The organism is Bacillus cereus ATCC 14579 (genome assembly GCF_000007825.1).
GTDB classification, from domain to species: Bacteria; Bacillota; Bacilli; order Bacillales; family Bacillaceae_G; genus Bacillus_A; species Bacillus_A cereus.
In genome coordinates, this window is record NC_004722.1 from 408,259 (window position 1) to 420,912 (window position 12,654).

The following is a 12,654-nucleotide window of genomic DNA, read 5'->3' on the forward strand; positions in this document are numbered from 1 at the left end:
GCCAATGCTTTTACATTGGCTTTTTTTTATTCTCGAACATATTGAGAAACATTTTCAAACAAAATATCCATATATTTTGTTTTTTTGTTTGTGTTGATTAAGGAAGGTGGATATTAATGAAAAAATATTGGCATAAGTTATCGTTCCTTCAAAAGAACGTCTTATTAACCGTATTAGTTATTTTGACACTTGTTGGAAGTATGGGTGCATTAAGTTTCAATATGTTTCAAAATAGTATGATGTCTTTATTTGAAAGGCAGTCTATTGAAACAGGAGAAATAGTATTGAAAAAACTGGATGTAGAATTAGTTAGAGACATGGCGAAAGATCCTACAGCCGAAAAAGTGAAAAAAGAAAAGTTAACAGAGAAATTAGATGAAGTATCAAAAGAATTGAAAAGCGTTGGACAAACGTATGTTACAGGAGCAAAGCCGAATGAAAAGCGAGAATTACAACTCGTTGGTTTGACTACAGAGTTAACAAATGCGTTTCCTATAAAGCCGGGAGATTATTATGAACAACCCGCTCATTGGATGAAGGCATACGATAAAGTGATTGATACGAAAAAGGCTCAAATGACAGAAGTATATGAAGATGAAATAGGTTCGTGGGTGACAATATTAGAACCAATTACAGATGGAGAAAACAATATTATTGCAATTGTTGCCGCTGACTTAGATGCTTCCATTGTTCCTATTACCAAAGAGAAGTTTATGATACAGGGTTTACTCTTTATCATTATTTCATTAGCAATTGCGACTATTACTCAATTCTTTATCGTGCGTCACTCGCTAGCTCCATTAAAAGATTTACGAGAAGGGTTACGTAAAATTGGTGAAGGTGACTTGAGTATTAAATTAAAAGAAAGACCAGATGATATTGGAATTATTAATGTTTATTTCAATAACACGATTGAAAAGTTTAAAGGGATTATAGATAAAGTAAGGCAAACTGCTGAGCAAGTTTCTTCTTCTTCACAAGAATTGTCGGCGAGTACAGAGGAAAACAGCATGGCAGTTCAAGAGATTGCAAGTTCTATTGAAGGTTTAAGAGTAGGGGCACAGTCTCAAAAAACTTCAGTACAACAATGTTTAGGGATTGTACATGGAATGGAAGATAAGGTAGAAGAGATAACTGGGGCTGCGAAACAAGTTGCGGTTGCTTCTGAAGGTATGGAGCAACATTCAATTGAAGGTAATGAAGTGATTGGACAAATTATTAATCAAATGAGTTTAATTCAAAATGCAGTACAAGATTTATCTTCCATCATTTATTCGTTAGAAACAAGGTCAAAAGAAATTAGTGATATCGTAACTGTAATTACAGGTATTTCAAATCAAACAAATTTATTAGCTTTAAATGCTTCTATTGAGGCTTCACGTGCTGGAGCAGCTGGAAGAGGGTTTGCAGTTGTTGCTGATGAAGTACGAAAATTAGCAGAACAAACTGAAGCGTCTGCAAAAGATATAGCGAAATTAATTGGTGAAACACAAGCTGAGACAGAAGATGCTGTAGTTTCCATGCAAAAAGGTTCAAAAGAAGTAGAAACTGGAATTTCACTTGTTCAAAGTAGTGGAGATTTCTTCGAAAAAATCTCCAAATCAGCGCAATCTGTTACAGATCAAGTAAAAGCTGTTTCGGGTAATTCGAGTGATATTTTACAAAATAGCCAGAATATCGTTCAAGTCGTAAATGAATTATCACATATTGCAAATACTTATGCCAACAGCAGTAGTAATGTTGAAGAAAGCATGAAAGAGCAAGAAATATCAGTACAAGATATTGCAGAATTAGCGACTTCTTTAAGTTGGCTCTCTCAGGAATTACAAGAGCTTATTGGTGAGTTTAAAAGCGAATAAGGAGAAAGTTCAATTCTAATCAAGGGGGATCCCCCCTTGATTATGAATTGAACGAATCTGCCCGTTAATAAGGGATGAAAAAGGTGTGAATTTTCACACCTTTATTATATTTAAGAGAGGAATTTACATAAATATGAAATTAGCAATTTCTTATAATAAGATGGTAAAAGAATTTTTAGGAAAAGTAGAAGGGAGTATTAAAATACCTAAAGATGTGCAAGGAACAGAACTTGGGGTAAAAAGGAAAACGGAACTGTTTCCAAATTTGACTCACATTGTAGATTTAATAGGAGCGACTGCAACGTGGTTATATCATATTTCTAAAGAAAAACATATTGTCGTGCTTTATCATGTAAGAGGAAGTTTATTTCCGATTACTATTGAAGTTTCTAATTTTCTCTCCTATGAAAGTTTGAATTTACAGATTGAAGAGCAACTGGAGCAAATTAAAGAAATGAATGAGGAAGAAATAGAAGAGTTTCAAAACGGTAATACATTATATGAAATGTCACCTATTATTATTGGCGAAACATATTATGAGCTACAAGACACGAATACATTACAATTTGTATTTAGTAAAAATATGCAAAGTGTAGAAATAATATTTAATAGTGTTAATTGGAAAGAGACAACAATTACTCGTTATGCACAACAAATACAAGGTGTTTTAATTAATAAATCAAAAAATAAGAATAATCATATAAATAATTTTAATATTATTACAGAGGCCGAGATGGCACTTTATAGTCAAGTGAATGATACGACAGCAGTATATCCTGAGAAAAGTATCGTCGATATGTTCTATAATACTGTTACTCAATTTCCAAATCGTATAGCTTTATCTTCAAGGGAAGGTACTTTAACTTATGAGGAGCTAAATAAAAAAAGTAATCAAATAGCTCATATGTTAATCAAAAACGGCGTCCAATTAGGAGACTATGTTGGAATATTTATGAAACGTAGCATAGACACAGTAGTAAGTATGGTAGCTATATTAAAAGCTGGTGCAGCGTATGTTCCGATTGATCCAGATTATCCGGAAAGTAGAATACAGTACATTATTCAAGATAGCCAAGCGAAAGTTATATTGATGAAAGAGACGCCTATAACATGTGATGGGGTTCAAACAGTTTCAATGTATGATAGTGAAACTTATGAAGATATAGATGTAAAGTTGTCTATTCATTGTGATGATGTAGCTTATATGATTTATACATCTGGTTCAACAGGGAATCCAAAGGGAACGATGTTAGCACATAGAGGCGTTGTTAATCTGTATACTTGGATGAAAAAGCAATATGAATTGACAGAAGAGGATGTATTTGCCCAATTTCCTTCCTTTAGTTTCGATGCTTCTGTATGGGAGTCATTTGCTTCTTTATTCTGTGGAGGAAACTTATATGTACTATTAGAGGAAGAGCGATTGTCTGTAGAAGCATTTGCAAATGCAATCTATAAAGTGAAAGCAACTTCAATCTTGGCATTAGCAACAATTTTTGTTCGACAAGTAGCAACTTATTTAGCAGAAGAAGATATATATAAGCTAGCTTCCCTAAAAAGAATTGCGATTGGCGGTGAAATGTTGCCTGTAGAGGTTATTAAATTGTGGAGAGAAAGAATGGGTACAAATGTTGAAATTCATAATGTATACGGACCGACAGAATGTACTGTAGTGACGACAACCTATAAAATACCTAGTCAGTTAAATGAGGATGTTGCGAGTATTCCCATTGGTAAACCATGTGCTAATTATCAAGTTATGATTTTGGATGAGAATATGAATCTTTGTCCAATTGGTGTACCTGGTGAATTATATATAGATTCAGTGGGATTAGCAAAAGGGTATTTTAATAAGCCTAATAAAACAATTGAAGCTTTTATTCCGAACCCTTTTAATCCTATAGTTAATATATATAAAACAGGTGATATCGTTAAGTTGCTAGAGGATGGAAATATAGAGTTTTTACATCGGAAAGATGATCAAGTAAAAATTAGAGGACATCGTATTGAACTAGGCGAAATCCAAAGTAAAATTTCTCAAAATCATAATATAAAAGAAAATGCTGTTTTTGCTAAGAAGAGTAAGGAAGGTAGCCAATATTTAATCGCGTTCTATACAACTTTAAATAAAAAAGAAATACCAGAATTAGTTTATCAGTTACAAGAGCAATTACCAGATTATATGGTGCCATCTAAACTAATTTATATTAATGAATTGCCACTTACACCTAATAAAAAGATTGATGTTAAGAAGTTAGCTCAGTTAGAAGAAAAGTATGAACCGGTTCGGCTACAAGAATATGTTGCACCTTCTAATAAAGCAGAAAAACAAATAGCGAACGCCTGGGCGGAAGTATTAGGAATTTCAAAAGTTGGAGTGCATGATGATTTCTTTACAATTGGTGGACATTCATTAAAAGTATTACGAGTCTTAACATTGTTAAAAGAAGATTTCTCACATTTAACAATTCAAGATTTCTTTAAAGAAAGAACGATATATGGATTAGCTCGAATTGAGCGAGAAGTAAAAGTAGAGAAAGAAGAAGTATTTCGTGAATATAAAGTGATTCACGAACCAGATACTATCACGTATGCAAACGTTTTGGAAGAAAACCAGATTTCAAATGTCTTTTTAACAGGAGCTACTGGTTATTTAGGATCATACATATTATATGAATTGTTGAGAGATACATCTGCTACTATTTATTGTTTAGTAAGACCAACTAAAGATGTGCAGCAAAGAATTATAGATACATTAACAGGCTACTTTAATGATATATGTGAAGAATGGTTACAGCGTATACAGGCCGTAGCTGGTGATCTGGGAGAAGAGTATCTTGGGATGAGCGAAGAAGAATTTATGTTCATCAGTTCTAAGATGGATACGATAATTCATTGCGGTGCAGATGTAAGACATTTTGGAGATGTAAAACAATTTGAAAATATAAATGTCCAAGGAACTAGCCGTATGCTAACATTAGCGGAGAAAGGTGCTACATTCCATTTTATTTCTACAATTGGTATCCCGTTAGAATTAGCGGTAGATCAATGGGATACATACATGAAAACTGGTGATTTTAATTACAGTGTAGACTTAGAGAATGTATATTCAAATAGTAAACTACAAGCGGAAAACATTGTTCGTGAAGCAATGAAAAATGGTTTGCGTGGAAATATTTATCGTGCAGGTAATTTAGCATGTCATTCAGAAACAGGTTCGTTCCAACAAAATATTGAAGGAAACGCATTTTATCGTCTTATTAAAACAATGCTATTAATTGGGAAAGCACCAAATGTGAAGTGGAAAGTTGATTTCACACCAATTGATTTTGCTAGTAAATCAATTGTATCGTATTTGCAAGATGCGCAAATTATAGGAGAGACGTTACATATTTGTCATCCACATCAAATTGAGTTTGAACAATTTATACAGATAATTGGAGAGTGTGGATACAATCTTGAAATGGTTCCACTTTCAGAATATGTAAATACCGGACTTGCATTAGCGAAGGGAAATGAAGTAATAGCAGAGTTAATTGCTTCTCAAGTTGCAGGAGATGGAGCGCAGCAATCTGAAATTGTAATGGGTACGCGTAGAACGAATAAATGGATTAAGAAAAAAGAATTGATAGTACCAGCAATTAATAAAGAATTTATTCAGCAGTTATTAGCTCATGGTGAAAAAGTTGGTTATTTTCCAAAAATAATGAAATGATTATGCATGCTTTTGTTTGTTCAATAAAATAAATCATGCTACAATGAAAACGAATTAAGGACCGGGGAGCCAATTGGCTGAGAGGATGTAAGTAAACATCGACCCTCAACCTGATCTGGATAATGCCAGCGTAGGGAGTTACTTAAAGTGATGTAGCATATGTTATTCTGTAATAACTTGCATACAAGGCTTTCCTACGCAGTAGGAAAGCCTTTTCTTATTTTTGAAATTTATTTTTATAAGGGGGATTTTATTATGTCACAACAAGTTACAATGTCATTTTCAGTAGTACCACAAGCAAAAACGAAAGATGTATATTCTGTTGTCGATAAAGCAATTGAAGTTGTGCAACAATCGGGAGTTCGTTATGAAGTAGGGGCCATGGAAACAACTTTGGAAGGAGAATTAGATGTACTTCTTGATGTCGTTAAACGTGCGCAACAAGCTTGCGTCGATGCTGGAGCAGAAGAAGTGATTACTTCTATTAAAATCCATTATCGTCCAAGCACTGGTGTAACGATAGATGAAAAGGTTTGGAAGTACCGTGATGAATATGCAAAACCAGAAGCAATCTAAACTTATTACAACTATTTGGCTTATCCTTCTCATTGCGATATGGGAAGGATCTGTTTCATTATTTAAAATCGAACCGTGGATTTTACCAAAGCCTTCTGCCATTGTTCAAGAATTAATTGGGATGAAAGATTTACTATTACCAAATACGATGCAAACACTGCAGGAAGTTATAATTGGACTATTCTTTGCAATTTTATTGGGGACGAGCATCGCAATTATTATGGACGTTATACCGTTATTTCGTATTTTAATAAATCCATTGCTCGTTATTTCGCAAACAATTCCAATTGTTGTACTTGCACCGCTATTTATTATTTGGTTTGGATATGGGATGTTGCCGAAAGTAATGGTCGTAATACTCGTTTGTTTCTTCCCAATTGCGCTTAGTATTTTAGAAGGTTTTCAAACAGTAGATAAAGACATGCTGAAACTGTTACAAACAATGAAGGCGACAAAATGGCAAGTTTACCAGAAAGTAAAATTTCCAGCAGTGCTTCCATACTTTTTCTCAGGTTTAAAAATTGCAGTTACATATAGCGTAATGGGGGCAATTATCGGAGAATGGCTCGGTGCAAGTGAAGGATTAGGCGTTATGCTTACGAGGGCTACAAAATCCTTTTTGACTGCCCGAGTATTTGGTGTTGCAGCAATCATCGTTATGGTGACATTATGCCTGTATTTTATCGTAGAGTTTATGGCAAGAATAACAGCACCATGGATATATAGAAAGGACGGCAGAAAATGAAAAAAGGTTTGAAAGTTATGTTAGCTGCCTTAGTAGCGGTAGGTGTGGCTGGATGTAATCCGGCGAAGAAAGAAGAAAGTGCAAGTAAAGATCAAAAAGTAAAAGTAGTATTAGATTGGTTTCCAAATACGAATCATACTGGCTTGTATGTAGCGCAAACGAAAGATTATTACAAAAAGCAAGGATTAGATGTAGAAATTATTCAACCAGGTGACAATGTAACAGCAGAGCAAATGATAGCATCAGGAAAAGCAGACTTCGCAATAAGCGCACAAGAAAATGTAACGTTAGCTCGTGTGGAAGGAATTCCTGTTGTATCTGTAGGAGCGATTATTCAGCATAACACTTCAGCGTTTGCATCGCTTAAGAAAGATAATATGACGTCACCGAAAGATTTTGAAGGTAAACGTTACGGCGGCTGGGGAGGACCAGCGGAAGAAGCGACATTAAAGACGATTATGGATAAACATCAAGCTGATTTTAATAAAGTTGAAAAAATCATCTTAGGACAAACAGATTTCTTTAAATCAATCGGTCGTGATGCAGATTTCGAATGGATTTATTACGGTTGGGATGGTATTGAAGCAAAGCGCCAAGGAAAAGAGTTAAATACGATTATGGTGAAGGACTTAGATCCAGCGCTTGATTTCTATAGTCCTGTTATTATTACGAGTGAAAAACATACGAAGCAAGATAAAGACTTTGTGAAAAAGTTTATGAGTGCAACGACAGAAGGTTATAATTTTGCAATTAAGGACCCGAAAGAGGCTGCTGATATTTTAATTAAAGCTGTTCCAGATGTAAATAAAGATTTAGTTCAAGAAAGCCAAAAATGGTTAAGTACGAAGTATCAAGATGATGCTAAAGCATGGGGAGTACAGAAGGAAGAAATTTGGACGAATTACATGAATTTCTTATATGACAACAAAGTTATTAAAAAGAAAATCGATGTAAAAGATGCTTTTACAAATGAATTCCTTCCAAGTGAAAAATGAGCGGATTACAAATAAAAAATATAGTGAAATCTTTTGACGGAAAGAATGTATTAGAGAATATTAGTGCCTCTATACAAGAGGGAGAGTTTGTTTCCTTTGTAGGACCGAGTGGTTGCGGGAAAAGCACATTATTAAACATGATTGCAAATGTTGAAAAACCAACAAGCGGGAACGTAACGTATAACGATAAGCAAGTACAAGAGCAAGATGTTGTTAGTTATATGCCACAACAAGATTTATTACTACCGTGGCGATCAGCTTTGCAAAATATCGTTCTTCCGTTAGAAATTGAAGGAAAGCCGAAAAAACAAAGGCTGACAGAAGGAATGGAAGCATTAAAGCAGTTCCAACTAGATGAATATGCAGACCATTATCCAGATGAATTATCTGGTGGTATGCGTCAAAGAATTAGTTTTCTGCGCACATATTTATGTGAAAAGCCAATTATGCTGCTGGCTGAGCCTTTTGGTAAATTAGATGCATTTACAAAAATGGAAGTACATAGCTGGCTTTTAAACTCTTGGCATCAAGAAAAGCAAACAATCGTTATGGTGACACATGACTTAGATGAGGCAATCTTGCTTTCAGATCGCGTATTTATTTTATCTCAAAGACCAGCGTCAATAGTTGGCGAGGTACAAGTGAAATTACCTAGGCCGAGAACGATGGATATGTTAACATCACTCGAATTAAAAAAGGATAAAGAAGAGATTTTAAGTGTGTTAGCTCCTTATATGAAAAAATAGAAAAAGCTGATGTTTTAATTTTAGACGAACCGACTAATCATTTGGATGTAGAAACTAAGATGGCTTTACAGGAAGCGTTACAACAATACAAAGGAACGGTTTTAATTGTCTCACATGAACCTTCTTTCTATGAATCGTGGATAACAAAAGTATGGAATATAGAAGATTGGAATACTGAACAATATGAATAAAGAAAAGGCATTAGCTTTTAGGAGCTAATGCCTTTTCTTTGTGATTAACATGATTTTCGAGAACTCTTACATGAGAATTGTATGAAGAAGCACTCTTATGGTGCGCTTATAAGCGTGCTTTTTCTTTTGTTATATTTATAATACGAAAGCCTTTCCCTAACAGGTGACTATCTTTCTTTATATATATAGATAGTTCAAAATGGAATGAAAATAATTCCTTTATGTAAAGGATAATATGGATATTATAGGAAGACAATAGAAATTAAAGGAAATTCATGTAAAATTCAAATGAACTTCATATAAACTTCATATTAGAAATTAAATATAATTATAATAGGTTATTATGATATTTTTGATTTTTCGTAAAATTAAAAGTTTGAATTTAGGAGGTATTGCTCAAACCTAAATTCAAACTTTAGTGAATTAATTAATGGATATTACGTCTAGTTTTCGCTAATGACGGTATTTAAAAGTTCGGCAGGATTACCTGTTCCTGCACCGCCAATTGTAATAGATCCACCAGGAGGAATTTCACCATTCCATCCTGCATTCGTAATTACATAATGATTATTTGTTTTACTACTAATTTTAGAATCCCAAACTTGTGTTAAATTACCGCTATAATCAAATTCTAATTTCCAATTTTTAATAGGAGTCGTTCCATTATTTTTGATTATAATCGAGAAGTTATAACCGCTGCCCCAATTCGAAGTGACTGAAAATGTAGCAGTACCATTTCCATCAGGAGGTGTCGTATTAGCTTCATCCGTTTTGACAGTAAGAGCGGTAGGTTGTGATTTATTTCCAGCAGCATCTTTGGCAATTATTGAAAATGTGTATTCCGTATTAGGTTTTAAGTTTTTAATTGTAATGCTATTTGTTGTTGTACTCCATTTCTCTTCTCCAGCAGTAATTTCATATTCCGTAACCCCTACGTTATCAGTAGATGCAGTCCAGTTTAATTGAACTGAGTTTGAATTTTTATTCGTAACTACAATATTTTTAACATTCGTTGGTGGCTCAGTATCTTTTTGACTAATAGGTCCACCAAGTAATTCTTTTACTAGCGTATCAAGTAATTTTGGACCACTACAACTATATTTTGGACTTGTACGGCAATCCCCGCTTAGTTCCCAAAACATTGCTCCACTTAAACCCTTCGTCTTTATATAGTCTGTTTTATATTTCATAGATTCATTGTCATCGTAGCTAATAAATGTGCCTGTAGTCGCATTATATAAGTAAGGTACTTTAGCTGTGTCATTCCAGTAGCGTACAAAACCATTTTTATTAACGTAATTGGCTGCTAAATCACCGTAATCATACACACCTGTGTCACCGGTAGAATAATCATCCCAAGTACCTTTAGAAGCAAGTTTCCCATCGCTACCTGGTTTGCAAGGTTGATATTGTCCGTTATTTTCTTTGCCACAACTTTTCCAGCCACGTCCGTAAAAGGGTACGCCTAATACTAGTTTATCGACTGGAACACCTTCATTTGTATAAACATTTATAGCACCATCTACGTAAAAATTCGTATTTGCTGCTGGGTCATTTGGATCCTTATATAGAGCTGCATTATGATTAGAAGTAGCTTCCCATCCGCCGTGGAAATCATATGTCATAATATTAATCCAATCGAGTATTTGAGAAATTTTCTTTAGCTCTGTATGATCAGCGTAGCGTTGGCTTGCGCCTGAAGCGATTGTTAGTAAATATTGTTTGCCATCTTCAGCACCTGCTTTATTCAAAGCATTTCGGACATCTTGAAGAAGGAGAGTGAAATTTTGTTTATCTTCAGGACGATAACTACCACCAGGAATCGTTTCAACGCCCGGATATTCCCAGTCTAAATCTACGCCATCAAACCCATATGCGCGAAGAAAAGCTACTGTAGATTCAGCAAATACTTTTCTTGTTTTTTCATCAGCGGCCATATCAGAAAAGCGGTTAGACCAAGTCCAGCCACCAACGGAAATAATTGTTTTTAAGTGAGGATATTTAGCTTTTAATCGTTTTAGTTCCCCGAAATTTCCGCAACGGGCATATTTATCGCAATCTTCCCAAGTTGTCCCTGAGCCAGGATACGATTTGGTAACATCAGCCCATGGTTCACCGAGTACGAGAGTACCATTAGGAACCTCTTTATTTTGCAATGGTACACCAGATTCTTTACAGTTCCACGTTTGTTTATTTGGATTATCAGGATGAGTAGAAGGGTTTCCATGTTTTCCATTCCAACAAATATCCGCGAAAGCATAGTTAAGGTGAGTAAGCTTTGATGCATCAATGTCAGCAACTTGATAATTACGTCCGTAAACGCCCCACGAAGGAAAGTACCCAACAATTTTTTGACTTTGCTTTGGTGAATCTGCTAATGCGAGATTTGGAGTAATAAAATTTGTGAGAAAAAGAGGTAAGAAAAGTAGTAGAGATAGTAATAGCAGTGTGAATTTTTGAGACCTCATAGCCATTTCTCCTTTCAAAATAAAAGATATATTTAAAGGCATACGCCAATAAACCAAAATGAATCTAGACGTATGAAACGTCTAGATAAAATGATCAGACATCACGAAGTCTATACAAGGGAGCTGGGGGTGATTAAATCGTAACAAATGTAAGATTTAGTGTAAACGCTTTATTAAGTTGAAAAAGACTTTCTCAATACAAAAAGGCTTGAATACAAACTATATATGAAAACGAAAGATTGGTATGGGAAGAAAAAGCTCATTATAAATAAATTTGAGAAAAAATTGTATGGAGCCAATTATTAAAGACGTAGAAAGATAAGGAAATATCATGTAAAATAATAGTAAAAATATGTAAAGGAGGGAATGGTGTGGATGTGTTTTTGAACATTGCTGAAGAAAAAATTCGACAAGCAATACGGAATGGTGATCTTGATTATCTTCCGGGAAAAGGAAAACCACTACAATTAGAAGATCTTTCAATGGTACCTCCAGAACTTAGAATGAGTTATAAAATTTTAAAAAATGCGGGAATGATTCCACCAGAAATGGAACTACAAAAAGATATATTAAAAATAGAGGATTTAATTGCTTGCTGTTATGATGAAGAAGAGAGAAAGAAATTACGAGAAGAGTTAACAGCAAAAACTCTTCGTTTTCAGCAGGTAATGGAAAAGAGAAAGATTAAAGATAGTTCAGCTTTTCGTATGTATCAAGGCAAATTATTTCGTAAATTACGCTAAGAGGGATAAGATGACTACATTTAAAACGATAGAAGAATTAGCGACCTATATCGAAGAACAACAATTGGTACTTCTGTTTATTAAAACGGAAAATTGTGGTGTTTGTGATGTTATGCTAAGAAAAGTAAATTGCGTATTAGAGAATTATGATTACGTAGAGAAAATAGAAATATTACTACAAGACATGCAAGAGATTGCGGGGCGATATGGAGTATTTACAGGGCCAACAATTTTATTATTTCATAATGGAAAAGAAATTCTTCGTGAATCACGCTTCATTTCACTTGAAAATCTAGAGAGGATCATTCAATTATTCGAGGAATAGGGGAGGCTTTTATATGGGATTTATTATTGTCATACTATTATTTGTTGTAGTTGGAATAATCGTAACAGCAGTTCGATCGAACAAAAAGAAGGTGAACTTGGCGAAACAAAATAACATACATAATTCATCTAACAGCTCATCACCATTATTTTTCTTTGCTGGATCGGATAATGATAGCTCGCATGATGGCGGTTCACATGATTGTGGAGGCTCTTTTGGGGGAGATAGCGGAGGAAGCTGCGGTGGCGGTGGGGATTGATGAAAATGCGCCTTATATAGGCGTATTTCTTT

Annotated in this window: 10 protein-coding genes, 1 pseudogene and 1 riboswitch; of the genes and pseudogenes, 10 read left to right on the plus strand and 1 reads right to left on the minus strand. The window is 34.5% G+C overall.

All coding sequences use genetic code 11. The features are described 5' to 3' along the window. Window positions 1–116: 116 nt before the first annotated feature. From BC_RS02130 to BC_RS02160, 7 genes and pseudogenes are all read left to right on the plus strand, one after another. Window positions 117–1,859, plus strand: a complete 1,743-nt coding sequence (locus BC_RS02130) for a methyl-accepting chemotaxis protein (protein ID WP_000761079.1) — start codon at window positions 117–119, stop codon at window positions 1,857–1,859. 133 nt (window positions 1,860–1,992) lie between these two features. Next, complete coding sequence (locus BC_RS02135; protein ID WP_000761478.1) at window positions 1,993–5,574, plus strand: non-ribosomal peptide synthetase; 3,582 nt, start codon at window positions 1,993–1,995, stop codon at window positions 5,572–5,574. 52 nt (window positions 5,575–5,626) lie between these two features. Beyond that, window positions 5,627–5,728, plus strand: a riboswitch (TPP riboswitch). Between the two features lie 101 nt (window positions 5,729–5,829). After that, window positions 5,830–6,150 (plus strand): MTH1187 family thiamine-binding protein, encoded by a 321-nt coding sequence (locus BC_RS02140; protein WP_000082906.1) that lies wholly within the window; start codon window positions 5,830–5,832, stop codon window positions 6,148–6,150. Continuing rightward, entirely contained in the window at window positions 6,122–6,895 is a 774-nt protein-coding gene (locus tag BC_RS02145; RefSeq protein ID WP_001057163.1) for an ABC transporter permease, read from the plus strand. Before BC_RS02140 ends, BC_RS02145 begins: the two co-directional genes overlap by 29 nt. Continuing rightward, on the plus strand, window positions 6,892–7,890 hold the full coding sequence (locus BC_RS02150; protein WP_000715571.1) for an ABC transporter substrate-binding protein: 999 nt from the start codon (window positions 6,892–6,894) through the stop codon (window positions 7,888–7,890). Before BC_RS02145 ends, BC_RS02150 begins: the two co-directional genes overlap by 4 nt. After that, window positions 7,887–8,636, plus strand: a complete 750-nt coding sequence (locus tag BC_RS02155; RefSeq protein WP_000016086.1) for an ABC transporter ATP-binding protein — start codon at window positions 7,887–7,889, stop codon at window positions 8,634–8,636. The genes BC_RS02150 and BC_RS02155 overlap by 4 nt, the downstream gene beginning before the upstream one ends. Then, window positions 8,633–8,827, plus strand: a pseudogene (locus BC_RS02160) (ABC transporter ATP-binding protein); the annotation flags it as partial. The gene BC_RS02155 and the pseudogene BC_RS02160, both read left to right, overlap by 4 nt. Before the next feature lie 443 nt (window positions 8,828–9,270). On the opposite strand, the gene BC_RS02165 reads toward BC_RS02160, so the two are convergent. Continuing rightward, on the minus strand, window positions 9,271–11,295 hold the full coding sequence (locus BC_RS02165) for a glycosyl hydrolase family 18 protein (protein ID WP_001257485.1): 2,025 nt from the start codon (window positions 11,293–11,295) through the stop codon (window positions 9,271–9,273). A gap of 371 nt (window positions 11,296–11,666) precedes the next feature. On the opposite strand from BC_RS02165, the gene BC_RS02170 reads away from it, so the two are divergent. Genes BC_RS02170 through BC_RS02180 form a run of 3 tightly spaced genes read left to right on the plus strand, consistent with a single transcriptional unit; the run spans window position 11,667 to window position 12,622 of the window. Then, window positions 11,667–12,038 carry a DUF1992 domain-containing protein gene (locus BC_RS02170; protein WP_000382376.1) on the plus strand — a complete coding sequence of 124 codons (372 nt, stop codon included), beginning with the start codon at window positions 11,667–11,669 and terminating at the stop codon, window positions 12,036–12,038. Window positions 12,039–12,048: 10 nt separating this feature from the next. After that, window positions 12,049–12,363 (plus strand): thioredoxin family protein, encoded by a 315-nt coding sequence (locus tag BC_RS02175; protein ID WP_000206515.1) that lies wholly within the window; start codon window positions 12,049–12,051, stop codon window positions 12,361–12,363. Between the two features lie 13 nt (window positions 12,364–12,376). Then, window positions 12,377–12,622, plus strand: a complete 246-nt coding sequence (locus BC_RS02180) for a hypothetical protein (RefSeq protein WP_000505774.1) — start codon at window positions 12,377–12,379, stop codon at window positions 12,620–12,622. Window positions 12,623–12,654 lie beyond the last annotated feature (32 nt).

Excerpts from the sequence above, each read along its gene's own strand:
- BC_RS02150 (WP_000715571.1), top strand. The coding sequence starts at position 6,892 with ATGAAAAAAGGTTTGAAAGTTATGTTAGCTGCCTTAGTAGCGGTAGGT.
- BC_RS02135 (WP_000761478.1), top strand. The coding sequence starts at position 1,993 with ATGAAATTAGCAATTTCTTATAATAAGATGGTAAAAGAATTTTTAGGA.
- BC_RS02140 (WP_000082906.1), top strand. The coding sequence starts at position 5,830 with ATGTCACAACAAGTTACAATGTCATTTTCAGTAGTACCACAAGCAAAA.
- BC_RS02155 (WP_000016086.1), top strand. The coding sequence starts at position 7,887 with ATGAGCGGATTACAAATAAAAAATATAGTGAAATCTTTTGACGGAAAG.
- BC_RS02130 (WP_000761079.1), top strand. The coding sequence starts at position 117 with ATGAAAAAATATTGGCATAAGTTATCGTTCCTTCAAAAGAACGTCTTA.
- BC_RS02165 (WP_001257485.1), bottom strand. The coding sequence starts at position 11,295 with ATGAGGTCTCAAAAATTCACACTGCTATTACTATCTCTACTACTTTTC.
- BC_RS02180 (WP_000505774.1), top strand. The coding sequence starts at position 12,377 with ATGGGATTTATTATTGTCATACTATTATTTGTTGTAGTTGGAATAATC.
- BC_RS02145 (WP_001057163.1), top strand. The coding sequence starts at position 6,122 with ATGAATATGCAAAACCAGAAGCAATCTAAACTTATTACAACTATTTGG.
- BC_RS02175 (WP_000206515.1), top strand. The coding sequence starts at position 12,049 with ATGACTACATTTAAAACGATAGAAGAATTAGCGACCTATATCGAAGAA.